General features: G+C 73.0%; 23 protein-coding genes. 13 read left to right on the forward strand and 10 right to left on the reverse strand.

Annotated elements, in window-relative coordinates; translation table 11 throughout:
• Positions 1–105: 105 nt before the first annotated feature.
• Complete coding sequence (meaB, locus tag ACF1AL_RS38980) at positions 106–1062, reverse strand: methylmalonyl Co-A mutase-associated GTPase MeaB (protein WP_366841193.1); 957 nt, start codon at positions 1060–1062, stop codon at positions 106–108.
• A 55-nt stretch (positions 1063–1117) separates the two neighbouring features.
• Positions 1118–2317, reverse strand: coding sequence for an acetyl-CoA C-acetyltransferase (locus ACF1AL_RS38985; protein ID WP_391698032.1), 1200 nt, complete (start codon positions 2315–2317; stop codon positions 1118–1120).
• Positions 2318–2466: 149 nt separating this feature from the next.
• Here ACF1AL_RS38985 and mce point away from each other — a divergent pair, with 149 nt between their 5' ends.
• The 7 genes from mce (at position 2467) to ACF1AL_RS39020 (ending at position 12647) form a co-directional block, all read left to right on the forward strand.
• Positions 2467–2907 (forward strand): methylmalonyl-CoA epimerase, encoded by a 441-nt coding sequence (gene mce / locus ACF1AL_RS38990; protein WP_366841190.1) that lies wholly within the window; start codon positions 2467–2469, stop codon positions 2905–2907.
• Between the two features lie 207 nt (positions 2908–3114).
• Positions 3115–7248 carry a polarized growth protein Scy gene (gene scy / locus ACF1AL_RS38995; RefSeq protein ID WP_391828785.1) on the forward strand — a complete coding sequence of 1378 codons (4134 nt, stop codon included), beginning with the start codon at positions 3115–3117 and terminating at the stop codon, positions 7246–7248.
• Between the two features lie 400 nt (positions 7249–7648).
• Positions 7649–8584 (forward strand): cellulose-binding protein, encoded by a 936-nt coding sequence (locus tag ACF1AL_RS39000; RefSeq protein WP_366841187.1) that lies wholly within the window; start codon positions 7649–7651, stop codon positions 8582–8584.
• 95 nt (positions 8585–8679) lie between these two features.
• A complete protein-coding gene (locus ACF1AL_RS39005) occupies positions 8680–9642 on the forward strand; it encodes an ABC transporter ATP-binding protein (RefSeq protein WP_391828787.1) in 963 nt (320 codons plus the stop codon).
• Between the two features lie 3 nt (positions 9643–9645).
• Positions 9646–10419, forward strand: a complete 774-nt coding sequence (locus tag ACF1AL_RS39010; RefSeq protein WP_384206755.1) for an ABC transporter permease — start codon at positions 9646–9648, stop codon at positions 10417–10419.
• Between the two features lie 102 nt (positions 10420–10521).
• Positions 10522–11787: an ABC transporter ATP-binding protein gene (locus tag ACF1AL_RS39015; protein WP_391657143.1), complete on the forward strand. Its 1266-nt coding sequence runs from the start codon at positions 10522–10524 to the stop codon at positions 11785–11787.
• Positions 11784–12647 (forward strand): ABC transporter permease, encoded by an 864-nt coding sequence (locus ACF1AL_RS39020; protein WP_391698025.1) that lies wholly within the window; start codon positions 11784–11786, stop codon positions 12645–12647. Before ACF1AL_RS39015 ends, ACF1AL_RS39020 begins: the two co-directional genes overlap by 4 nt.
• Positions 12648–12653: 6 nt before the next feature.
• On the opposite strand, the gene ACF1AL_RS39025 is transcribed toward ACF1AL_RS39020, so the two are convergent.
• On the reverse strand, positions 12654–12983 hold the full coding sequence (locus ACF1AL_RS39025; RefSeq protein WP_366841182.1) for an ATP/GTP-binding protein: 330 nt from the start codon (positions 12981–12983) through the stop codon (positions 12654–12656).
• A 245-nt stretch (positions 12984–13228) separates the two neighbouring features.
• On the opposite strand from ACF1AL_RS39025, the gene ACF1AL_RS39030 reads away from it, so the two are divergent.
• The gene (locus tag ACF1AL_RS39030; RefSeq protein ID WP_366841181.1) at positions 13229–14257 is read left to right on the forward strand and encodes an LLM class flavin-dependent oxidoreductase; all 1029 of its coding nucleotides are present in this window, start codon (positions 13229–13231) and stop codon (positions 14255–14257) included.
• A gap of 81 nt (positions 14258–14338) precedes the next feature.
• On the opposite strand, the gene ACF1AL_RS39035 is transcribed toward ACF1AL_RS39030, so the two are convergent.
• Positions 14339–14731 (reverse strand): SCO5389 family protein, encoded by a 393-nt coding sequence (locus ACF1AL_RS39035; protein ID WP_366841180.1) that lies wholly within the window; start codon positions 14729–14731, stop codon positions 14339–14341.
• A gap of 319 nt (positions 14732–15050) precedes the next feature.
• Between ACF1AL_RS39035 and nucS the strand changes: the two genes are divergently transcribed.
• The gene (gene nucS, locus ACF1AL_RS39040; protein WP_366841179.1) at positions 15051–15722 is read left to right on the forward strand and encodes an endonuclease NucS; all 672 of its coding nucleotides are present in this window, start codon (positions 15051–15053) and stop codon (positions 15720–15722) included.
• 76 nt (positions 15723–15798) lie between these two features.
• Here the strand turns inward: nucS and ACF1AL_RS39045 are convergent, their stop codons facing one another.
• The 3 genes from ACF1AL_RS39045 to ACF1AL_RS39055 all read right to left on the reverse strand — a co-directional run bounded on the left by ACF1AL_RS39045 (position 15799) and on the right by ACF1AL_RS39055 (position 19944).
• The gene (locus ACF1AL_RS39045) at positions 15799–18336 is read right to left on the reverse strand and encodes an ATP-binding protein (protein ID WP_391828789.1); all 2538 of its coding nucleotides are present in this window, start codon (positions 18334–18336) and stop codon (positions 15799–15801) included.
• A 287-nt stretch (positions 18337–18623) separates the two neighbouring features.
• Positions 18624–18947, reverse strand: coding sequence for an STAS domain-containing protein (locus ACF1AL_RS39050; RefSeq protein ID WP_391657145.1), 324 nt, complete (start codon positions 18945–18947; stop codon positions 18624–18626).
• A gap of 148 nt (positions 18948–19095) precedes the next feature.
• On the reverse strand, positions 19096–19944 hold the full coding sequence (locus ACF1AL_RS39055; RefSeq protein WP_391657146.1) for a 3-hydroxyacyl-CoA dehydrogenase family protein: 849 nt from the start codon (positions 19942–19944) through the stop codon (positions 19096–19098).
• 499 nt (positions 19945–20443) lie between these two features.
• On the opposite strand from ACF1AL_RS39055, the gene ACF1AL_RS39060 reads away from it, so the two are divergent.
• Complete coding sequence (locus ACF1AL_RS39060) at positions 20444–20989, forward strand: hypothetical protein (RefSeq protein ID WP_391828791.1); 546 nt, start codon at positions 20444–20446, stop codon at positions 20987–20989.
• Here ACF1AL_RS39060 and ACF1AL_RS39065 read toward each other — a convergent pair.
• Together ACF1AL_RS39065 and ACF1AL_RS39070 are read right to left on the reverse strand one after the other, a co-directional pair.
• The gene (locus ACF1AL_RS39065; RefSeq protein ID WP_391828793.1) at positions 20956–21189 is read right to left on the reverse strand and encodes a nitroreductase/quinone reductase family protein; all 234 of its coding nucleotides are present in this window, start codon (positions 21187–21189) and stop codon (positions 20956–20958) included. The two genes, ACF1AL_RS39060 and ACF1AL_RS39065, sit on opposite strands and share 34 nt — an antisense overlap.
• Positions 21189–21812, reverse strand: a complete 624-nt coding sequence (locus ACF1AL_RS39070; RefSeq protein ID WP_391657148.1) for an NAD(P)-dependent oxidoreductase — start codon at positions 21810–21812, stop codon at positions 21189–21191. Before ACF1AL_RS39070 ends, ACF1AL_RS39065 begins: the two co-directional genes overlap by 1 nt.
• Before the next feature lie 103 nt (positions 21813–21915).
• Between ACF1AL_RS39070 and ACF1AL_RS39075 the strand changes: the two genes are divergently transcribed.
• Positions 21916–22302, forward strand: coding sequence for a winged helix-turn-helix transcriptional regulator (locus ACF1AL_RS39075; RefSeq protein WP_391828795.1), 387 nt, complete (start codon positions 21916–21918; stop codon positions 22300–22302).
• Between the two features lie 39 nt (positions 22303–22341).
• A complete protein-coding gene (locus tag ACF1AL_RS39080; protein ID WP_391657150.1) occupies positions 22342–23211 on the forward strand; it encodes a hypothetical protein in 870 nt (289 codons plus the stop codon).
• 14 nt (positions 23212–23225) lie between these two features.
• Here ACF1AL_RS39080 and ACF1AL_RS39085 read toward each other — a convergent pair whose 3' ends face one another.
• Positions 23226–23654 carry an ATP-binding protein gene (locus ACF1AL_RS39085; protein WP_391657151.1) on the reverse strand — a complete coding sequence of 143 codons (429 nt, stop codon included), beginning with the start codon at positions 23652–23654 and terminating at the stop codon, positions 23226–23228.
• A gap of 9 nt (positions 23655–23663) precedes the next feature.
• On the opposite strand from ACF1AL_RS39085, the gene ACF1AL_RS39090 reads away from it, so the two are divergent.
• On the forward strand, positions 23664–24113 hold a 450-nt coding region (locus ACF1AL_RS39090; protein WP_391828798.1), incomplete at its 3' end, for a Scr1 family TA system antitoxin-like transcriptional regulator.

Here is a 24113-nt window from a genome sequence, read left to right on the forward strand (position 1 = left end):
GGCTCGATCACCGCCCACGACTCATCTGTCAGCTCATGACGACGCACCACGAACAGACCAACGAGCCCACCACTTTGCGGACACGACCTAGGGGGGCGAACGGGTTCAGCCCTCGGTGAGACCGGCGACCAGCTCGTCCGCCGCCCGGTAGGGGTCCAGATCCCCGGCGACGATGCGCTCCGCGAGCGTCGGCAGATGCCGGTCGCCGTGCAGGTCCCCGATCCGCTCCCGCAGAGCCGTCACCGCGATCGTCTCGACCTCGCGCGCCGCACGGGCCAGCCGGCGCTCCGCGAGGACCCCGTGCTCCTCCATCCAGGCGCGGTGCTTCTCCAGCGCCTCGACGACCTCGTCCACGCCCTCGCTGCGGGCCGCCACCGTCTTGACGATCGGCGGGCGCCAGTCGCCCGGCGCGCGGGCCTCGCCGAGGCCCAGCATGTGGTTCAGCTCGCGCGCGGTGGCGTCGGCGCCGTCCCGGTCGGCCTTGTTGACGACGTACACGTCGCCGATCTCCAGGATGCCCGCCTTGGCGGCCTGGATGCCGTCGCCCATGCCCGGGGCGAGCAGCACGACGCTGGTGTCGGCCTGGGAGGCGATCTCGACCTCCGACTGGCCCACGCCCACGGTCTCCACCAGGATCACGTCGCAGCCCGCCGCGTCCAGCACCCGGATGGCCTGCGGAGCGGCCCAGGCGAGGCCGCCCAGGTGGCCCCGGGTGGCCATGGAGCGGATGTAGACGCCGGGGTCGGAGGCGTGCTCCGACATGCGCACCCGGTCGCCGAGCAGGGCGCCGCCCGAGAAGGGCGAGGAGGGGTCGACGGCCAGGACGCCGACCCGCTTGCCCTGCCGGCGGTACGCCGTGACCAGAGCGGAGGTGGAGGTGGACTTGCCGACGCCGGGCGAGCCCGTCAGACCGACGACGTAGGCGTTGCCGGTCAGCGGCGCCAGCGCCGCCATGACCTCCCTGAGCTGCGGGGACGCCCCCTCCACCAGGGAGATCAGCCGGGCCACGGCACGCGGCCGGCCTTCCCTGGCCTGGGCCACCAGTGAGGAGACGTCCTGCATCACAGCTCCGTTCGGATCAGGGTCGTACGAAAGAGATCAGGGCCTTGCGGCGGCCTCAGGCCTTGGGTACCCGCACGATCAGCGCGTCACCCTGGCCGCCGCCGCCGCACAGGGCGGCCGCGCCGACGCCGCCGCCCCGCCGCTTGAGCTCCAGGGCCAGGTGCAGCACCAGACGGGCGCCGGACATGCCGATCGGGTGACCGAGGGCGATCGCGCCGCCGTTGACGTTCACCTTTTCCGTGGACACCCCGAGGTCCTTCATTGACTGCACGGCGACCGCCGCGAAGGCCTCGTTGATCTCGATCAGGTCGAGGTCGGAGACCTCCAGGCCCTCCTTCTTCAGGGCGTGCAGGATCGCGTTCGACGGCTGCGACTGCAACGAGTTGTCCGGGCCGGCCACGTTGCCGTGGGCGCCGATCTCGGCGATCCAGTCCAGACCGAGCTCCTGGGCCTTGGCCTTGCTCATCACGACCACGGCGGCGGCGCCGTCGGAGATCTGCGAGGAGGTGCCCGCGGTGATCGTGCCGTCCTTGGTGAAGGCCGGGCGCAGCTTGCCGAGGGACTCCACGGTGGTGTCGCCGCGGATGCCCTCGTCCTTGCTGAACAGGATCGGGTCGCCCTTGCGCTGCGGGATCTCCACCGGGGTGATCTCGGCCTCGAAGACGCCGTTCTTCTGCGCGGCCGCGGCCCGCTGGTGGGACAGGGCGGCGATCTCGTCCTGCTCGGCGCGGCCGATGCCGAGGCGGGTGTTGTGCTTCTCGGTGGACTCGCCCATGGGGATGTTCTCCCACGGGTCGGTCAGGCCGTCGTGGGCCATCGCGTCGAGCATCTGCACCGCGCCGTACTTGAAGCCGTCGCGGGACTTCGGCAGCAGGTGGGGGGCGTTGGTCATGGACTCCTGACCGCCCGCCACGATGATGTCGAACTCGCCGGCGCGGATCAGCTGGTCCGCGAGCGCGATCGCGTCGAGGCCGGACAGGCAGACCTTGTTGATGGTGAGCGCCGGGACGTTCATGGGGATGCCCGCCTTGACGGCCGCCTGGCGCGCCGGGATCTGGCCCGCGCCGGCCTGGAGCACCTGGCCCATGATCACGTACTGCACCTGGTCGCCGCCGATCCCCGCACGGTCGAGGGCGGCCTTGATCGCGAAGCCGCCGAGGTCGGCTCCGGAGAAGGACTTCAGAGAGCCCAGCAGTCGCCCCATGGGCGTCCGCGCGCCCGCGACGATCACCGAGCTGTTCGTTGCAGTTGCCATGAGCTGCGATCCCCTTACCGGCCCGCACGGCCGAGGAGTGAACGAGGGTTTACTTCGAATGTACTGAGTGGCACTCCGTGCCGTCACCGGGCCGTCGGTGTGATCGCGCGCACGTTGCGTAACCACCCGCCGAGCGCTCCACTAACAGCATGCTGACGCGAATCGACCACATCGGGATCGCCTGCCACGACCTCGACGCCACCGTCGAGTTCTACCGTGCCACCTACGGCTTCGAGGTGTTCCACACCGAGGTCAACGAGGAGCAGGGCGTGCGCGAGGCCATGCTCAAGATCAACGAGACGTCCGACGGGGGTGCCTCCTACCTCCAGCTGCTGGAACCGACCCGCGAGGACTCCACGGTCGCGAAGTGGCTCGCCAAGAACGGCGAGGGCGTCCACCACATCGCCTTCGGCACCGCGGACGTGGACGCGGACTCCGAGGCCATCCGCGGCAAGGGCGTCCGGGTGCTCTACGACGAGCCGCGCCGCGGCTCCATGGGCTCGCGGATCACCTTCCTGCACCCCAAGGACTGCCACGGAGTTCTGACGGAACTGGTCACTTCCGCCCCCGTTGAGTCGGACGAGCACTGACCCTCGTACATAAGGGCCGGTAGGGTTGGGTGCGGTCGCCGCCCAACCCAGCGGCGTACCGCATGTCCGGGGTCCGGTCAGGGGGACGGGCGACGGGGCAGACCGTGCTCCGCCGTTGATCTGACACCATTCCCCGGGGGCCCCGTTCGGCGGATGGACGGTGCTCGTTGGAGAGACTTGCGACCAGGGGACGGATGGGACCGCGCAGTGCGGGGCTACGAGAGCCAGGAGCGGGAGCCGGCGGCTGACGTCGACCACCTCACTCGGTTCGAAGCCGAGATGAAACGGCTGAAGACCGAGCGGGAAAAGGCGATCCAGCACGCCGAGGACCTCGGCTACCAGGTCGAGGTGCTGCGCGCCAAGCTGCACGAGGCGCGCCGCACCATCATGTCCCGGCCCGCCTTCGACGGCGGCGACATCGGCTACCAGGCCGAGCAGTTGCTGCGCCAGGCCCAGATGCAGGCCGACCAGATCCGCGCCGACGCCGAGCGCGAGCTGAGCCAGGCCCGCGCCCAGACCCAGCGCATCCTGCAGGAGCACGCCGAGCAGGCCGCCCGGCTGCAGGCCGAGCTGCACCAGGAGGCGGTCACCCGCCGCCAGCAGCTGGACCAGGAGCTCGCCGAGCGCCGGGCGACGGTCGAGTCCCACGTCAACGAGAACGTGGCGTGGGCCGAGCAGCTGCGCGCCCGCACCGAGGCGCAGGCCCGCCGGCTCATGGAGGAGTCCCGCGCCGAGGCCGAGCAGGCCCTCGCGGCCGCCCGCGCCGAGGCCGAGCGGCTGACGGCCGAGGCCCGCCAGCGGCTCACCAGCGAGGCGGAGTCCGCCCGCGCCGAGGCCGAGCAGATCCTGCGCCGCGCCCGCGCGGACGCCGAGCGGCTGCTGAACGCCGCCTCCACGCAGGCCCAGGAGGCCACCGACCACGCCGAGCAGCTGCGCACCTCCACCGTCACCGAGTCGGAGGCCGCGCGCCGCCAGGCGCAGGAGCTCAGCCGGGCCGCCGAGGCCCGGATCGCGGAGGCCGACACCGCGCTGCGCGAGGCCCGCGCCGAGGCGGAGAAGCTGGTCGCCGAGGCCAAGGAGGCCGCCGCGAAGGCGCTGGCGAGCGCCGAGGCCGCCAACGAGACCCGCACCCGCACCGCCAAGGAGCAGGTCGCCCGGCTGGTCGGCGAGGCCACCAAGGAGGCGGAGTCCACCAAGGCGGAGGCCGAGCAGCTGCTCGCCGACGCCCGCGCGGAGGCCGAGAAGCTGCTCGCCGAGGCCACCGAGAAGGCCCGCAGCGCCACCGCGGAGGAAGCCGCCACCCAGCTGTCCAAGGCCGCCAAGACCGCCGAGGACGTGCTCACCAAGGCGTCCGAGGACGCCAAGCAGACCACCCGGGCCGCCGCCGAGGAGGCCGAGCGGATCCGCCGGGAGGCCGAGGCCGAGGCGGACCGGCTGCGTGCCGAGGCGCACGAGATCGCCGAGCAGCTCAAGGGCGCCGCCAAGGACGACACCGAGGAGTACCGCGCCAAGACGGTCGAGCTGCAGGAGGAGGCCCGCCGGCTGCGCGGCGAGGCCGAGCAGCTGCGCGCCGACGCGGTCGCCGAGGGCGAGAAGATCCGCGCCGAGGCCCGCAAGGAGGCCGTCCAGCAGATCGACGAGGCCGCCAAGACCGCCGAGGAGCTGCTCGCCAAGGCCAAGGCGGACGCGGACGAGCTGCGCCGGACCGCCACCGCGGACAGCGAGAAGGTGCGCACCGAGGCCATCGAGCGGGCCACGAGCCTGCGCCGGCAGGCCGAGGAGACCCTGGAGCGCACCCGCGCCGAGGCCGAGCGGCACCGTACGGAGGCTGTCGAGCAGGCCGAGACGCTGAAGGCGGACGCCGAGCGGGCCGCCCGCGAGCTGCGCGAGGAGACCGAGCGGGCCCTCGCCGCCCGCCGCGCCGAGGCCGCAGAGGAACTGACCCGGCTTCAGTCGGAGGCCCAGGAGCGGCTCGCCGCGGCCGAGCAGGCCCTCGCCGACGCCCGCGAGGAGGCCGCCCGCATCCGCCGGGAGGCCGCCGAGGAGAGCGAGCGGCTGCGCACCGAGGCCGCCGAGCGGATCCGTACGCTGCAGCAGCAGGCCGAGTCCGAGGCCGAGCGGCTGCGCGACGAGGCCGCCGCGGACGCCTCCGCCTCCCGCGCGGAGGGCGAGGCCGTCGCCGTACGGCTGCGCTCGGAGGCCGCCGCGGAGGCGGAGCGGCTGAAGTCGGAGGCGCAGGACAGCGCCGACCGGCTGCGCGCCGAGGCGCAGGCCGCGGCCGAGCGGCTGGCGGCCGAGGCGTCGGAGACGCTGGCCGCCGCGCAGGAGGAGGCCGCCCGGCGCCGCCGCGAGGCCGAGGAACTCCTCGGCTCCGCGCGGCAGGAGGCCGACCGTGAGCGTGAGCGGGCCCGCGAGCAGAGCGAGGAGCTGCTGGCGGCGGCGCGCACGCGCGTGGAGGAGGCGCAGGCCGAGGCGACCCGGCTGGTGGAGGAGGCCGACCGGCGTGCCTCCGAGATGGTCTTCGCGGCCGAGCAGCACGCGCAGCAGGTGCGGGACTCCGTGGCCGGGCTGCACGAGCAGGCGCAGGAGGAGATCGCCGGGCTGCGCAGCGCCGCCGAGCACGCGGCGGAGCGCACCCGCCGGGAGGCCGAGGAGGAGGCCGACCGGGTCCGCTCGGACGCCTACGCCGAGCGGGAGCGGGCCGGCGAGGACGCCGCGCGGCTGCGCCGGGAGGCGCACGAGGAGGCCGAGGCAGCCAAGGCGCTCGCCGAGCGCACGGTGACGGACGCCGTCGCGGAGGCCGAGCGGGTGCGCGCGGACGCCGCCGAGCACGCCCAGCGGGTGCGCACGGAGGCGTCGGACACCATCGCGCAGGCCGACCAGCAGGCGGCCCGTACGCGGGCGGACGCCCGGGAGGACGCCAACCGGATCCGTTCCGACGCGGCGGCCCAGGCCGACACCCTCATCACCGAGGCCCGCAACGAGGCCGAGCGCCTCACCACCGAGACCATCACCGAGACGGACCGGCTGCGCACCGAGACCGTCGCGGAGGCCGAACGCGTCCGCACCGAGGCGCTGCAGGAGGCGGACCGCGTCCGCGGCGAGGCCCGCGGCGAGGCGGAGCGGCTGCGCACCGAGGCCGCCGAGACCCGGGCGCAGGCCGACCAGGACGCCTCCCGCACGCGGGCCGACGCCCGGGAGGACGCCAACCGCATCCGTTCCGACGCGGCGGCCCAGGCCGACACCCTCATCACCGAGGCCCGCAACGAGGCGGAACGCCTCACCACCGAGACGGTCGACGAGACGGACCGGCTGCGCGCCGAGACCGTCGCGGAGGCCGAACGCGTCCGCACCGAGGCTTTGGAGGAGGCCGAGCGGCTGCGGGCCGAGGCCGCCGAGACGGTGGGCAGCGCCCGGCAGCACGCCGAGCGGGTCCGCACCGAGTCCGAGCGGGTCAAGGCGGAGGCGGCCGAGGAGGCCGAGCGGCTGGTGGCGGCCGCCCGCGAGGAGGCCGAGCGCACCCTGGACGAGGCCCGCAAGGACGCCAACAAGCGGCGCAGCGAGGCCGCCGAGCAGGTCGACAAGCTCATCACGGAGACCACGGCCGAGGCGGACAAGCTGCTCACCGAGGCGCAGCAGCAGGCGCTGAAGACGACCGCGGACGCCGAGTCGCAGGCCGACACGATGGTCGGCGCGGCCCGCAAGGAGGCCGAGCGGATCGTCTCCGAGGCCACCATCGAGGGCAACCAGACGGTGGAGAAGGCCCGTTCGGACGCCGACGAGCTGCTGGTCGGGGCGCGCCGGGACGCCACCCAGATAAGGGAGCGGGCGGAGGAGCTGCGCGACCGCATCACCTCCGAGATCGAGGAGCTGCACGAGCGGGCCCGCCGCGAGGCCGCCGAGACGATGAAGTCGACCGGCGACCGCTGCGACGCGCTCATCAAGGCCGCCGAGGAGCAGCTGGCCAAGGCGGAGGCGAAGGCCAAGGAGATCGTCTCGGAGGCCAACTCCGAGGCGGGCAAGGTCCGTATCGCCGCCGTGAAGAAGGCCGAGGGCCTGCTGAAGGAGGCCGAGCAGAAGAAGGCCAAGCTGGTCAAGGAGGCCGAGGAGCTCAAGGCGGAGGCGGTCCGCGAGGCGCGGCGCACGGTCGAGGAGGGCAAGCGCGAGCTGGAGATCCTGGTGCGGCGCCGCGAGGACATCAACGCCGAGATCTCCCGTGTGCAGGACGTGCTGGAGGCGCTGGAGTCCTTCGAGGCACCGTCACCGGCGAAGGATTCCGCGGTCAAGGCGGGTGCGACGGTCGGCGCCCCTCGTTCGGGTGGCAAGTCGGCGGACGGCTAGCGTCCGCGGCCCCAGGGGGTGTCTCGTTGATCAGGCCGGATCAGGGAGCGGCGTCTGGTGCCGTGGATCGCAAGGCGGAGGAGGGAGTCGATGCGGAGCATCGGGGACCGACGACAACGCGGCGAGGTGCGGTGCCAGGCGCCGCGAGCCCGGCGTGATCGACGAGACACCCCCGAGGGGCCAGCCTGGACCGACGGCACGGAGGGGAAGCGGAAGCGATGCGGCGGTGTATCACGGTCCCGGACGGGGCGTTTGACGGTGTCTTGGCAAGTGGTCCGCCGATCAGCCACTCAAAAGGGGTGTCATTCTCCGGATCAAACACGTATCCGCTCGATGACACGCCGTTCTGACCCCTAGGATTCCACCTATCACCTCACCGGTCTCATTCGACAGGAACCCCATGAGCGACACTTCCCCCTACGGCTTCGAGCTTGTGCGGCGTGGGTACGACCGCGCTCAGGTGGACGAACGTATCTCCAAGCTCGTCTCCGACCGTGACCAGGCCCTCGCCCGCATCACCGCTCTGGAAAAGCGCATCGAGGAGCTGCACCTCGAGACGCAGAACGCCCAGGCCCAGGTGACGGACGCCGAGCCGTCCTACGCCGGCCTCGGCGCGCGCGTCGAGAAGATCCTGCGCCTCGCCGAGGAAGAGGCCAAGGAACTGCGCGAGGAGGCCCGGCGCGCGGCCGAGCAGCACCGCGACCTCGCCGAGTCGGCGGCCCAGCAGGTGCGCAACGACGCGGAGTCGTACGCCGCGGAGCGCAAGGCGAAGGCCGAGGACGAGGGCGTCCGGATCGTCGAGAAGGCCAAGTCCGACGCGGCTCAGCTGCGCGCGGAGGCGCAGAAGGACGCGCAGTCCAAGCGGGAGGAGGCGGACGCCCTCTTCGAGGAGACCCGCGCCAAGGCCGCGCAGGCCGCCGCCGACTTCGAGACGAACCTCGCCAAGCGCCGCGAGCAGTCCGAGCGCGACCTGGCGTCCCGTCAGGCCAAGGCCGAGAAGCGCCTCGCGGAGATCGAGCACCGCGCCGAGCAGCTGCGCCTGGAGGCGGAGAAGCTGCGCACGGACGCCGAGCGCCGCGCCCGCCAGACGGTGGAGACGGCCCAGCGCCAGGCCGAGGACATCGTGGCCGACGCCAACGCCAAGGCCGACCGCATCCGCTCGGAATCCGAGCGTGAGCTCGCGGCGCTCACCAACCGCCGCGACTCCATCAACGCCCAGCTGACGAACGTCCGCGAGATGCTCGCCACGCTGACCGGTGCGGCGGTCGCCGCCGCGGGCTCCCCGGGTGACGACGAGCAGGTCTCCCGCGGGGTGCCGGCGCAGCAGTCGCGCTGACCCCGTTCGCCGACGCTCCCACACGGCGTCCGAACGACTGACGAAGCCCTCCGCCAGCACTGGCGGAGGGCTTCGTTCCGTCTTAGCGTGGCCGCATGATCGAGCTCGAGGGGCTGACCAAGCGGTACGGCGAGAAGGTGGCGGTGAACAATCTGAGCTTCACCGTCAGACCCGGTATCGTCACCGGCTTCCTCGGTCCCAACGGCGCGGGCAAGTCGACCACCATGCGGATGATCCTCGGGCTGGACCGGCCCACGGCCGGCGACGTGCGCATCGACGGCACCCACTACGACCGGCTCATCGACCCGCTGACGTGCATCGGCGCGCTGCTGGAGGCCAAGGCCTGGCACGGCGGGCGCAGCGCCTACAACCACCTGCTGTGCCTCGCCCAGAGCAACGGCATCCCCACCCGCCGGGTGCGGGAGGTGCTGGAGACGGTCGGTCTGACGGCCGTGGCGAAGAAGAAGACCAAGGGCTTCTCGCTGGGCATGGGGCAGCGGCTCGGCATCGCGGCCGCGCTGCTCGGCGACCCGCGGATCCTGATGTTCGACGAGCCGGTCAACGGCCTCGACCCCGAGGGCATCCACTGGATCCGCAATCTGATGAAGTCGCTGGCGGGCCAGGGGCGGACGGTGTTCGTCTCCTCCCACCTGATGAGCGAGATGGCGCTCACCGCCGACCATCTCGTGGTCATCGGGCAGGGCCGGCTGCTGGCCGACACCACCATGGCCGACTTCATCGCGCGCAACTCCCGCGCCTTCGTCCGCATCCGCACCCCGCAGCGCGAGCGGCTGCTGGACGTGCTGCACCAGGAGGGCATCACCGCCGTGGAGACCGGCGGGGGCGCCCTGGAGGTGGAGGGCGGCAAGAGCGAGCAGATCGGTGAACTGGCGGCGCGGCACCAGATCGTGCTGCACGAGCTGAGCGGTCAGCAGGCTTCCCTGGAGGAGGCGTTCATGCAGCTGACCGCGCAGGCGGTGGAGTACCACGCACACGACGGCACGGCCCCGGCGCCGCGGCAGGAGCCGTGGGGCGCCGGCTGGCAGAAGGGAAGCTGAGCCATGGCGGCGGCCCAGGTCATCCGCTCGGAGTGGACCAAGATCCGGTCGGTGGCGTCCACCGTCTGGACGCTCTCGCTCGCCGTGGTGGTCACCATCGCCCTCGGCATGCTCATCTCGGCGCTGTCGAAGAACGAGTTCGACCACATGAGCCGCAGGGACCGGCTCTCCTTCGACCCGACCTTCATCAGCTTCGCCGGGATGACCCTCGGCCAGCTCGCGATGATCGTGTTCGGGGTGCTGGTCGTGTCGAACGAGTACAGCACCGGCATGATCCGCACCTCGCTCGCGGCCGTGCCCCGGCGCGGCACGTTCCTGTTCAGCAAGGTGGCGGTGGCGACCGGGCTCGCCCTGGTGGTCGGCCTCGCGACCAGCTTCGTCGCGTTCTTCCTCGGGCAGGCCATGCTCGGCGGCGACCTCCGGGCCTCGATCGGCGACCCCGGTGTGCTGCGCGCGGTGTTCGGCGGCGGCCTCTACATGACGCTGATCGCGATGTTCTCCATGGGCGTGGCCGCGATGCTGCGCTCGCCGATGCTGTCGCTGGGCATCCTGATGCCGTTCTTCTTCCTGATCTCGAACATCCTCGGCAACGTCAGCGCGACGAAGAAGGTCGGCCGGTACCTGCCCGACCAGGCGGGCAGCAGGATCATGCAGGTGGTCACCCCGGTCGGCGACGACAGCCCCTACGGTCCCTGGGGCGGACTGGCGATCATGGTGGCGTGGGTGGCGGCGGCCCTGATCGGCGGTTACGTCCTGTTGAAGCGGCGTGACGCATAGATTTTGCTTTCTCTTGGGGGGAACCGTCAGCGCCTGGATATCCTCCTAACCCTTACGGGGGCGTGCGCCCCGCTGTCCTGAACCATGCGATGGGTGCGGAGCATGATCGAAGCAGTCGGCCTGACGAAGCGCTACGGCGACAAGACCGCTGTGTACAACCTGTCCTTCCAGGTACGGCCCGGCGCCGTCACCGGCTTCCTCGGGCCGAACGGCTCGGGCAAGTCGACGACCATGCGGATGATCCTCGGCCTGGACAACCCCACCGCCGGGTCGGTGACGATCTGCGGCCACCCCTACCGCCGGCTGCCCAACGCCGCCCGGCAGGTGGGCGCGCTGCTGGACGCCAAGGCCGTGCACGGCGGCCGCTCCGCGCGCAGCCACCTGCTGAGCCTCGCGCAGCTGTCGGGCATCCCCGCCCGCCGCGTCGACGAGGTGCTCGGCGTGGTCGGCCTGCAGGACGTGGCGAACCGGCGTTCCAAGGGCTTCTCGCTCGGCATGGGCCAGCGGCTCGGCATCGCCGCCGCGCTGCTCGGCGACCCGCAGGTGCTGCTCTTCGACGAGCCGGTCAACGGCCTCGACCCCGAGGGCATCCTGTGGGTGCGCAACCTGATGAAGGCGCTCGCCGCCGAGGGGCGGACCGTGTTCGTCTCCTCGCACCTGATGAGCGAGATGGCGCTCACCGCCGACCATCTCATCGTCATCGGGCGCGGGCAGTTGCTCGCCGACATGAGCGTGCCGGACTTCATCGCGGCCAACTCCGCCGGTTTCGCGCGGGTGCGCACCCCCGACACCGAGCCGCAGCAGCGCGAGAAGCTGATGGCGGCCCTGATCGAGGCGGGCGGCCATGTGCTGCCCGAGCAGGACGGCGCGCTGCGGGTGACGGGGCTGGCGCTGCCGCGCATCTCCGACCTCGCCCACGAGCACGACGTACGGCTGTGGGAGCTGAGCCCGCACCAGGCCTCGCTGGAGGAGGCGTACATGCGGATGACGCAGGCCGCCGTCGACTACCGCTCCACGATCGACCAGAAGGCCGGCCTGCAGCAGCCGCTGCCGCCCGGCGCCGAGCCGCCGATGCCGGTGCCGGGGCAGGGCCAGCCGGGCTGGTACGCCCCGCCGCCGCCCCAGCAGGGCGGGCAGCCGTTCGCCGTGCCGCAGGGCCCCTACGGCGCCCCGCAGGCGCCCGCCGCCCCGGGAGCTGCCCCCGCGAACCCGTACGCCCAGCCGGCCCCGCAGCCGGCTCCGGCGGCCGCCGCGCAGCCCGCTGTGTCCACCCCGCCGCAGGAGGGGCCCGCGCCGAGCGCGCCCGCCGCCCCGTCCGCCGCGCCCGCCGCCCCGTCCGCCACCGCCCAGTCCGAGGACGCCCGATGAGCACGCCCCAGATCCCGACGCCGCAGGCCGCGCCGACCTGGCAGCCGGCGCCCGGTACCCCCGCCTACACCTCGCCGATCCCCGTGGTGCGCACGCACCTCGGGCACGCCCTCGCCTCCGAGTGGACCAAGATGCGCTCGGTGCGCTCCACGATGTGGACGCTCGGGGTGTTCGTGCTGCTCGTGGTCGGCATCGGCCTGACGGTCGGCGCGCTGATCGCGGCCCATGCGTCGCGGGAGGACCTGGCGGGCAGCAGCGCGCTGCCCTACGGCCTCTTCGGGGTGCTGCTGGGCATCATGTGCGTGATCACGCTGGGCGTGCTCACCACGGCCTCGGAGTACGGCACGGGCATGATCCGCACCACGACGGTGGCCTGCCCGGCGCGTGGCCGGGTGCTGACCGCGAAGGCGATCGTGCTGTTCGCGGTGGTGTTCACCGTCACGCTGGTCTCGACCGGGCTGGTCTCGCTCGCGCTGACGGGCCTGCTCTCCGACGCCGACGAGGCGACGGGCGGGGAGTGGTTCAAGGCGACCGTCGGCGTCTCGTTCTACGTGGCGCTGCTCGGCCTGTTCTCGATGCTGGTGGGATCCGTCATCCGGCACTCCGCCGGCGCCATCACGATCATGATCGGCCTGGTGCTGGCCCCGCTGGTGATCGCGCTGTTCATGGTGACGGAGTCGCTGCAGTCGGTGCGTGAGTTCCTCTTCGACTACTCGATCCCCACCCAGCTCGGCGTGTTCTACACCACGTCCATCGGCGAGAACGGCCCCTCCGGCTGGGACCCGCTGTGGATCGCGCTCGGCGCGACGGCCGTCGCGTTCGCCGGCGCGTGGGCGCTGCTGGAGAAGCGGGACGTGTAGTCCTCGTCAGAACCTCGGCGCGTTACGGGACCGCTGCACCCGCGTGGTGCGGCGGTCTCTGGCGTTCCAGCAGGCCTTGTGCCAGTGCCGGCGGTCGTCCACGCCCGCGTGCTCGGGCCAGGCGACGACGTGCGGGACGCCGTCGGGGATGAGCTGGTCGCAGCCGGGGCAGCGGTAGCTCTTGCCCTGGGCGCTCGACCCCGCGACGTGCCGCACGCTCCAGTCCTCGCCCTGCCAGCTCACCGACGACTGCCAGCCGCCGTAGCGGCCGCGGTCCTCCTCGGCGCTCTGGCCGGGCGAGCCGGCGCCCTTGGGGCGGTTTCGACGCGGGGACACGGGACACCTCTCGGAGCTGTACGGGGATCGGGGCCGCTTCCAGCGTACGCGGCGCGGTCCGGGGTACTCCCCGGCCCGGGGAAGACCGTGGGCTCCCGTGAAGTCCCCCTCCCGGGCGGCCCGTTCCCCGGCGATTCTCCCGACAATCCGCAAATTACTCCGTCAGGCCGTGTCCTCGGCACGTGTCGGACGGTTATGCCGGGTGGGGGAGCTCCATGTCGGAGCCGAGGAAGCAGGAAAAAGCGATGCGCGTTGGAAGTTTCGTGTTGGCGGCCCAGTTCCCCGGCCAGGGCCAGGGAGAGGCGCTGCACCGCGCGGTCCGCTCCGCGGAGGTCGCCGAGGAGGCGGGGCTCGACACGGTCTGGCTGGCCGAGCACCACTTCGTGCCGTACGGCACGTGCCCGTCGGCGATCACCCTGGCCGCGCTGCTGCTGGGCCGCACCCGCACGCTGCGGGTGGGCACGGCGGTCAGCGTGCTGCCGACCGTCCATCCGGTCGCGCTCGGCGAGCAGGCCGCGCTGCTGCATCTGACGAGCGGCGGCCGGTTCTCGCTGGGCGTGGGCCGCGGCGGCCCGTGGGTGGACCTGGAAGTGTTCGGCACCGGCCTCGCGGCGTACGAGCGGGGCTTCCCGGAATCACTCGATCTGCTGATGCGCTGGCTGCGCGAGGCGCGGGTGGCGGCGGACGGCGAGCGGTTCCGCTTCCGTGAAGTGGCCGTCGTACCGCGGCCGTCGGAGGCGCTGACGGAGACCGAGGGGCCGGAGGTGGTCGTGGCGTGCACCTCGCCGGCGAGTGTGCGGCTGGCCGCCGAGCGCGGACTGCCGATGCTGCTCGGGATGCACGTCGGGGACGAGGAGAAGGCCGAAATGGTCGCCCTGTGGCAGCGCCACGCGCGGACCGCGGGCCGGCCGGAGGACGAGATCCGGACGGCGCCGCACGTCTCGGCCGGCGTCTGCCAGCTCGCCGACCGGCGCACGGACGCGGTGGAGACGCTGACGAAGGCGATGCCGGGCTGGCTGAAACAGGGCCTCGACGCGCATGTCACGGTCGACGGCCGGCAACGGCGGATGCGGGACCCGCTCGCGTACACCGAGCTGCTGTGCGGGCTGCACCCGGTGGGCACCCCGCGGCTCGCCGTCGACCGGCTCGCGGCGACCAGCGAGCGGACCGGGATCTCCCGGTTCGCCCTGCTGGTGGAGGGGTCGGGCGACCTCGCGGCGACGGAGGAGAACGTCCGGCGGCTGGGCGCCGAGGTACTCCCCCACCTGCGCTGACCCTTCCCCGGGGAGCTTGCCGCTCCGTTGACGATGTCTGCACCTCCCACGGACGGAGCGGCAAGCGGGTGGCTCACCGCCTCAGCAGTCCCGCAGCTCCGGGGACTGGTTCAGCAGCTGGGCGCGCACCGAGGTGAAGCGCGCCAGCGTCCCGTCCACGGAGTCGTCCAGCGGGAACACCGCCACGCGGTGGCAGTTCTGGAAGGCGAGCCGCACCCCGAAGTGCCGCTGGAGCGCACCGCGTATCGCGTCACTCGCCAGCGCGCGCAGCAGCTGGCCGCGCGCCTGCTCGTCCGGCGGGGGCGTCTGGTTGTCGGCGAACTCGCCACCGTCCACCTTCAGCTGGGCCACCAGGGAGCTGATCATCTCCCATGCGTAGGGCAGGGAGGTCCGGACGCAGTCGACGAATGCTGCCTCGTCGACCTCGCCTCGCTCGGCCTGTTCGAGTAGGGCCGGTGAGACGTCGAGCGACATGGGTTCTCCTCTCGCACCCCCGCACAGCAGGGGTTGCCGGACACGGAAAGGGGAGCCCGCCATGACGAGATACCGAACACGGTGAGTACACGCATAGCGACCTCCCGTTTCTACGGTAGGCAACAGACCGTGACCGCACCAGGCGAATGGGCAGATAGGGATGCCCAGTTGGGCACACAATCGGCCAGGTGGGAACAGGAGGATTCAGGGACAACAGGGGCGGCCCGGAGCACCGCGGCCGGGCGGTCCGGCGGGCGGCGGGCGGGCCGCGGGTGGGCGAATCGCGTCCACGCCCGCCGGTCGAGTAGCGTTGCCGACCATGCGTCTCGTCATTGCCCGCTGCTCCGTGGACTACGCCGGCCGGCTCACCGCCCACCTGCCCTCCGCGCCCCGACTGATCCTGGTCAAGGCCGACGGCAGCGTGTCCATCCATGCCGACGACCGGGCCTACAAGCCCCTGAACTGGATGTCGCCGCCGTGCACGCTGAAGGAGGGCACGGGCGAGGAGGAAGGCGTCTGGACCGTCGTCAACAAAGCGGGCGAGAAACTGATCATCACGATGGAGGAGATCCTCCACGACTCCACGCACGAACTCGGCGTCGACCCCGGTCTGATCAAGGACGGCGTGGAAGCGCACCTGCAGGAGCTGCTCGCCGACCGCATCGAGACCCTCGGCGAGGGCTACACGCTCATCCGGCGCGAGTACATGACCGCCATCGGCCCGGTCGACATCCTGTGCCGGGACGCCGAGGGCCGGACCGTCGCCGTCGAGATCAAGCGGCGCGGTGAGATCGACGGCGTGGAACAGCTCACCCGCTATCTGGAGCTGCTCAACCGCGACCCCCATCTCGCCCCGGTGCGCGGCATCTTCGCGGCCCAGGAGATCAAGCCGCAGGCCCGCGTGCTAGCCACCGACCGCGGCATCGGCTGCCAGGTGCTGGACTACGACGCGCTGCGCGGCATCGAGGACGACAAGCTGCGGCTGTTCTGACCGCGAACCCCGCTTCCCGTACGACGCCGAAGGGCCGGACCCCACTCGGGGACCCGGCCCTTCGGCGTGCTCCGGCTCAGATCACCGGGTCGGTGCTGCTCGCGCCGCTGCTCTGCGGGGCGCTCGCCGAGCTGCTGGACTCGGCGGGGGCGCTGGAGGACGCCGGGCCACTGGCGCTGTCCGTGGTGGACGGGGCGGTGGTGGTCCCGGTGTCCGTCGGGGTGGGCGATCCGGTGTCGGTGGGCGTCGGGTCCGCCGTGGTGGACGTGCTCGGCTTCGGGGTCGACGACGACGGCTTCGGGGAGGTCTTCGTCGGCTTGGGCGACCCGGACGTGGACGGCTGCGGCGTGGTCCCGCCGTCCGTGCCCTGTGTCCCCGTCGGCCGGTCCGACGGCCCCGCCGTGGTGGTGGGCGTCGGGTCGTCCGCCGTGCCGTAGGTGCCGTCGGGGCCCGGGTCGGTGGGGCGGCTGGTGGCCTTGCCGGTGTCGCCGGGGGCGGTGTCGCCGTCCTTCTGCGGGGTGTCGGCGCCCAGTTCGCCGTCGCCGGCGTCCTGGCTGGCGGACGGGTTGACGCCGACCTGGTCGGAGGGGTGGTGGGCGTCGTTGTCGGACGTGGCGCCGAGGGTCACCACCGTGCCGAGGACGGCGACGAGCAGGGCGCCGGCGCCGGCCGCGACGAGGTTGCGGCGGGCGAGGCCGCGCAGGCCGCCGGCGGGCTTGCGGGCGGTCCCGTGGGGGCCGGCCGGCCCGGCCCGGTGGCCGACGAGGGTGGCGCCCTCGTCCGCGGCGGGCCGGGGCAGCGGCGGCAGCGGCGCGGGCACCCCGGCGGCCGGGGAGGCGGACTCCTCGGTGCGGGCGGCGGGCACCTCCTCCCCCGCCGTCGCCGGGATGCCGGGCACGTCGCCCGCGCGGTCGGCGACCAGGGCGAGGGCGCGGCGTCCGGCGACGGTGCCGCGCTTGTCGGCGACCGCGCCGCGCAGCGCGACGGAGGCCTCCAGTTCGGTGCGGGCCCGGTCGAGTTGTCCGCCGCACAGGGCGAGGACGCCGAGCTCGTGGTGGAAGTAGGCCTGTTCGGCGACCTCGCCGGCCAGCCGGGAGGCCTCGGCGCCGGAGCGCAGGGCCCGCTCCCAGGCGCCCCAGGCGAGGCCGGCGGCGAAGGCGGGCGCGGCGGTGCGGGCGAGCTTGACGGCGGTGTGCTCGCCGTCGTCCTCGTCGGGGCCGGCGGAGACGACCGGGGCGAGGGCGGCGAGGACGGCGTCGGCCTCGGCGCAGACCCGCTCGGGCGTGACCGAGGGGTGCCCGGCCCACCAGGTGTAGTGCCGGGCGGCGGTGCGGGCCTGCTCGGTGGCGTCGTCGGCGTACCCGGCGGCCTCCAGCTGGGTCTGCACGCCGGCGGCGAGCCGGTAGCGGGAGCCGACCGGGGAGACCAGCCCGCAGGCGGCGAGTTCGCCGAGCGCGGCGTCGGCGTGGGTGTCGCCGACGAGGGCGGGCAGGTGCGCCTGGTGGGGCACCTCGCCGCCGAGGGCGACGGCGAAGCGCAGGGTGGCGCGGGCGGAGGCGCTGAGCCGGGAGGCGAGCAGCGGGGCGGGTGCGGCGGCCTCGCCGAGGGAGGGCAGCGGGATGTCCTCGACCGGTTCGGCGAGCACGGAGGCCTCGTCGACCGGGACGGCGTCCTCGAAGACGCCGTACTCGTCGACGGCGTCGGCGCCCGCGCGCAGCCGGTCGCGCTGCCGCAGCAGGGCGCCGGCCTGGACGAAGCGCAGGGGCAGGCCCTCGGACTCGAACCAGAGGTCGCCGGCCCAGTTGGCCTCCTCCTCGGTGAGGACGCGGCCGACGGCGCGTTCGATCAGCTCGGTGCCGTCGGCGCGGTCGAGGCCGCTGAGGAAGACCTCCTCGACGGCGGAGGCGGCGGAGGGGGCGGTGACGTCGGGGGTGGCGGCGAGCAGCCAGGCGCACTCGGGGGTGGCGTCGAGCAGCTCGTCCAGGGCGGCGCCGCCGAACTCCAGGTCGTCCAGGACGACGACGGCGCCGATCTCGCGGACGCAGTCGAGCAGTTCGGCGCGCTCGGGGCGGTGCCGGGGCGCCTGGTGGACGGTGCGCAGGAGGTCGTGCAGCAGGTCGTCGGCGGTGCGGTGGAAGCCGTTGAGCCGTACGACGCCGTCGGGGGCGAGGTCGGCGCAGTCCTCGGCGACCAGGTCGAGGAGGCTGGTGCGGCCGGAGCCGGCGGGGCCGGTGAGGCGTACGGAGCGGCCGCGGGCCAGGAGGCGGACCAGGCGTTCGCGTTCGTCCTGGCGGCCGAGCAGCCCGAGCGGGGGCCGGCCGGGTCCGGGCGGGACGGGCGGGGCGGCGGCGCGGTCGGCCTCGGCGCGCTCGGCGGCGGTGTGCCGGGCGGGGCGGCCGGGCCGTTCGGTGGGCGGGCAGGGCTCTATCTCGCTGCCGTCCACCGGGTTGACGGTGAGCAGCAGGTCACCGGAGACGATCTGCACGACGCGGGCCTGGGCGGGCCCGTGCTGGCCGAGGTCGGGTGTGAGGGGGTCCCTGGACGGGCGCGGGCGCGATGGCCGGCTGTCGGCCTCATGGCCGTACTCCTCGGGGCCCCGGGTGTTCGGGTCCATAGGTTCAAGCCCCCCCAAAAGCGTCGTGTGGCGGTAGCCCCTCCCGGCCTTGCTGCACACTGCGCTGTCGCTTCTGGTCCGGTGCCCGGTCGAGGGTTGCGGGCGGCGGGCAGACGAACCGTAAACCTTCGCTCAGTATCTCCGACAGCCCGGGGTACCGCGCAGTCCGAGACGTCACAGCTTCATGAGGATTGGGCGCGTGGGGCGTTTCGCCGGGTGTCGGACGTGCGCCGGGTGCCCCCGCGCGCCGGGGTCACACGCGGGCGCCGGGTCTCACGCGCGCCGGGTCACACGCGCGGGAGGGAGTCCACGGCGAGGCCGCCCTCGATGGCCAGGATGCGGTGCAGGCGGGTCGCCACCAGCAGGCGCTGCATCTGCGGGGGTACGCCGCGCAGCACCAGGCGGCGGCCGCAGCGGCCGGCCCGGCGGTGGGCGCCCATGATGACGCCGAGTCCGGTGGCGTCCCAGGAGTCGAGTTCGGACAGGTCGAGCACGAGGTCGCCGACGCCGTCGTCGACCGCCGAGTGCAGGACCGTACGGGCGTCCGCCGCGCTGCGGACGTCGAGGCGGCCCCCGACGACCAGCTCGACGTGGTCGCCCCTGATGTGCATATGCGCTCCTCGGGTGGGTGCGGTGGCGTTTCTCCATGACGTGGGTGTGCCAGGTCTGACTGCGTCGGTGGCAGTGCGGTTGCTGGCTGTAAGCGAACCGATACCTGATTCACCCCGGAGAGTGACCTCTCCGGGGTGACGGCGGTGATCAGTACGTGTAGAAGCCCTGCCCGCTCTTGCGCCCGATGTCACCGGCGTCCACCATCCGGCGCATCAGCTCCGGCGGGGCGAACTTCTCGTCCTGGGACTCGGTGTAGATGTTGCTGGTGGCGTGCAGCAGGATGTCGACGCCGGTGAGGTCCGCGGTGGCCAGCGGGCCCATGGCGTGGCCGAAGCCCAGCTTGCACGCGGTGTCGATGTCCTCGGCGGTGGCGACGCCCGACTCGTAGAGCTTGGTGGCCTCCACGACGAGCGCGGAGATCAGACGGGTCGTCACGAAGCCGGCGACGTCGCGGTTGACGACGATGCAGGTCTTGCCGACGGACTCGGCGAACGCGCGGGCAGTGGCGAGGGTTTCGTCGCTGGTCTTGTAGCCGCGGACCAGCTCGACGAGCTGCATCATCGGCACCGGCGAGAAGAAGTGCACGCCGACGACCCGCTCGGGGCGCTCGGTGGCCGCGGCGATCTTGGTGATCGGGATGGCGGAGGTGTTGGAGGCGAGGACGGTCTCCGGGCGCACGATCTTGTCGAGCGCACGGAAGATCTCGTGCTTGACCTCCAGCTTCTCGAAGACGGCCTCGACGACGAGGTCGGCGTCGGCGGCGGCGTCCAGGTCGGTGGTCGCCGTGATCCGGGCGAGGGCCGCCTCGGCGTCCTCGGCGGCCAGCTTGCCCTTGCTCACGAACTTGTCGTACGACGCCTTGATGCCGTCGGTGCCGCGGGTGAGCGCCTCGTCGGTGACGTCGCGCAGGACGACGTCCCAGCCCGCCTGTGCGGAGACCTGGGCGATGCCGGATCCCATGAGACCGGCTCCGATGACGGCGAGCTTCCGTGCCACTGTGCGACTCCCCTGATACGCGCTGTCGTGGGGCCTCGGCGTCACGTTCCGCCCGGTGGGACGGTTCCGGGGGCGTCCGGCGCGCGCGATGGCGGGGCGCCGGGCAACGGGAGGGTGACAGCAGGGCCCTTCTCTCGGCCGGACACTAGCGCCCGTGAGGGGCACCGTGGCGGACTTAGTAACGCGTTTCACGTCTCACGGGGTGAGACGCCGGTCACGTCGGAGCGTGCGGGCGATGTGACGCGGCGTCGGACACCGACGGCCGCGCGACTCCTCCCGGCGTTCGTCCGCCGGAACCCCGCGCGTACGCGGCGGATTACCCGTCACCACTCCGCACTGGCGATGAGGCCTTCACCCTACGGCCGCCTGTGGGGCGGCCCATGATGTTGTCCATCGTCGCGCGCGGGACCGGCTGGGTCCGGCCGGGCGCCCATCCGCGTATCGCGATCGGCTGGCGCGCGGGCCGGCGCCGTGCGCGGATCGACCGAGGAGGGGACGTATGACCGTGGGACTGGAACGGCTGGAGGCCGCGCTGCCGACGATGAAGCGGTGGCGGGTGCCGGGCGGGCGCGCCGTCGACTGGGCCGTGCTGGAGGCCGCGCTGGGGACGGCGCTGCCGTCCGACTTCCGTGCCCTCGCGGAGGCGTATCCGGTGCTGGTCGTCGACGACTTCCTGAGCGTGTCGGTGCCGACACCCGGCGCCGAGAGGGCGTGGGCGTCCGGGCGCCGGGACGACGAGATCCTGGGTGACCTGTACGAGATGGGCGACACCGCGGACTACGTCCCCTACCCGCGACCCGGTGGCCTGATCGGCTGGGCGTCCTCCTTCTGCGGGGACGACTTCTACTGGCGGACGAGCCCCGCCGACCCGGACGCCTGGCCGGTGGTCGTCCGCACGGACAACGCCGACTGGATCGAGTTCCCGGTCGGCGCGGTCGCGTTCCTGGCCGGAGTGTTCGGGCGCACCCTCGCCCTGCCGGGCATGCCCAGGAACTTCCCCAGCGCCTCCCCTCAGGTGCTGGGCCTGAGCGACGACGTCGACTGAGCCGTGTTCCCCGGAGGTCGCTGCCCGACCGGTTCCAGGAGGACCACCGGGATCTCCCTCGTGGTCCGCGTCCGGTAGGCGGCGTACTCCGGCCCGGCCGAGACGATCAGGCGCCGCAGACGCGGACGGCCGCCGGTCTCCTCGAAACGGCGGATGTGCTCGGCGATCCAGGGGTTCGGGCTGTCGTGGACCTCGGGCATCACGCCGCCCGGACGCTGACGGTGGCCCGGTGGTGGCGGGGGGCGTCGAGCTCGTCGAGGAGCGCGATCGCGAAGTCCGCGTAGGAGATACGGCCGGCCGGGTCCCCGTGGTCGGCGAGCGCGTACCGGCCGGTGCGCGTGCCGTCGTGGTCGAAGTCGCCCTCGGGCGCCGCGTACACCCAGTCGAGGTCGCCGGCCCGCAGCTCGTCGAGGCCCGCCGCGTGGCCGAGGCAGAACGAGCGGTACTCGCCGGGGTAGCCGGGCTCGTCCATCAGGGGAACACCGGACGCGCCGGGCAGTACGGATGCGAGGCCGACCACCACCAGGCGGCGCACGTCCGCCTTCGCCAGGCCGGTGCTCAAGGCGCGGGCGGAGGCGGTGAAGAAGTCGTGCGCCGGGACGGACAGATCCACCGCGGCGCTGACGGCGGCGTCGTGCCCGGCGGCCACCCGCTCGACGCTCGACGCGTCGGTGACGTCACCCGCCACCGCATGGGCGCCGGCCAGGTCGCCGTGCCGGGCGGGGTCGCGCACCACGGCGGTGACCCGGTGGCCGCGCCGCCGCGCCTCGGCGACGACCTGCCGCCCGGCCCGGCCGCCCGCGCCGAAGACCACGATGTTCATGACGAACCGCCTCTCAGCAGGGCCGGAGCCCATGTGCCCCGGCCGGTTCGCCGACCGTAGCGAGACCCCTGGTTACCTCCCGGATACCGGCTATCGTGAGGCCATGAGGGAACCCCTGCCCGCCGACATGTTCGACGAGTTGTGTCCGTCCTCGCTCAACCCCATCCGCTTCGGCGACAAGTGGGCGGCGCTGGTCATCGGCTGCCTCGAAGGCGGGCCGCGCCGCTTCTCCGAACTGCGCGTCCCCCTGCGCCGCGTCACGCCCAAGGTGCTCACGCAGTCGCTGCGTTCCCTGGAGCGGGACGGTCTGATCCGGCGCACCGTCCACGCCGGGGCCGCCCCGCACGTGGAGTACGCGCTGACCCCGCTGGGCCGCAGTCTGCTGGAGCCGATGAGGGCCGCCTGCGCCTGGACCGAACAGCACTGGGACGAACTCCTCGACGCCCGCGAGGCGTACGACAACGCCCACCGCCTCGACCACGCCGGCTGAGACAGCCCCTGCGGCCCAGGATCGCGACAAGGAGTACGCGTGCGGACCACCCCCGCACCCGCGGTGGACATCACAACGATCGTCCCCGAGCTGGCCGCATGGCGCCGGACGACGGTACGGCTGCATCCCCGGCCCGGCCGGCCGCGACCGGCCGACAGTCACATCGGCGGTCCGCTGCTCGCCGTGGCGGGAGCCGTGCGGCCCACCTGCGCGGAGCATCCGATGGAGCACGACGGGCAACTCGTGCCCCGCCCCATGGAGTCGGTGGCGCAGTTCTTCCGACGGGATGTCCCCGAGATCCCGTATCCGGCGGACTGCGACCTGCTCCAAGTCCACTGGTGCCCGAACGACCACTGCATCGAGTATCCCGACTCGGAGTACGGCGGGCCGGCCGTGTCGCTCGCGTGGCTGGACTCCACGGGGGCGGCAGACGAATCCGCTGACAACCCGTTCTCCCGTGTCGACCCCTACGAGGAGTCGTACACCGTGCGGCCCTGCCGCCTCTCCCCGGAGCGGGTCGTCGAGTTCCCCTACGTGGAAGAGCTCCCCGGCGAGCTCATGACGCGTCTCGTCGCGGCCGACCGTGAGCGGGGCCTGCGCTATCAGTACGCCCTGTCCGTGGCGCGCGGCTGGAAGATCGGCGGGTGGGCGAGCTGGCACGCGACGGACAAACGGAACCTGACCTGCCCGGACTGCGACGGCGCGGTCGAGCTGCTCCTCAAGGCCGACAGCAGCGAATGGGACGGGGCGAGCGACCGGTGGTGGCCACTGGAGGACCGGGACCTGGACCGGGACGCCCTGGACCGTGCCTACGAGCCGACCGGGGCCGCAGTCGGCCGCGCCGGCGAACTCCGTGTCTTCGTCTGCCGCGACGACGTGCGACACCAGCCGGTCCTGGACATCCAGTGAACCTGCCATCCCGCTCACGCCTCCGGTGACTTGGACGTGCACTCGAACCACACCGTCTTGCCGTCGCCGGTGGTGCAAGGTGTCACGCCCCAGCGGTCCGTGACCGCCTCCACCAGCAGCAGGCCGCGGCCGCCCTCGGCGAGCAACTCCCCGCTCCCCCGCACCGGCAGCCGCGCGTCGCTGTCCGACACCTCCACACGGACCGCGCCCGGCAGGAGCACGTAGCAGACGGCACAGCGGCGGCCGGGGACGTGCCGCACCACGTTCGTCAGCAGCTCCGTCAGCGCCAGCTCCGCCGCGTCGGCGACCTCCGCCAGACCCGAGCGCAGGAGGTACAGGCGCAAAATGCGGCGCAGGTGGCGCACGGAGTGGCCGCCCAGCGCGAACTGTGCGCGGTAGTGCGCCCCAAGGCCCTTGCCGGGCAGACCGGTTACGTCGTTCATGCCCTCAGCGTGCGACGGATCGCATACGCTCGACTACGCAGCGAAATCAACACCGTGAGGTGTTGCCGGCCGGAGGTGACCACTGTGGCCAACGTCCAGAATCTCGACCCCACGGCGTCCCCGCTCGACTACTACGGCTGGGAGCTCCGGCGCCACCGGGAGGCCGCCGGCCTGAGCCAGGGGCAGTTGGGGGAGATCATCTTCTGCACGGGGTCGCTGATCGGCCAGATCGAGACGACGAGAAGAGTCCCCACACGGGACTTCTCCGAGCGGGCGGACGCCGCGCTGGGCACGGACGGGCTGTTCTCGCGGTTGGTCGGGCTGGTCCTGCGGAGCCAACTGCCCACGTGGTTCCAGCCGTACGCCGAGATGGAGGCCAGGGCGACGTACATCTCCGCCTTCCAGGCGCAGGTGGTGTACGGACTGCTCCAGACAGAGGAGTACGCACGGGCGCTCCTC

Source organism: Streptomyces sp. NPDC014801 (assembly GCF_043082085.1).
Lineage (GTDB): Bacteria > Actinomycetota > Actinomycetes > Streptomycetales > Streptomycetaceae > Streptomyces.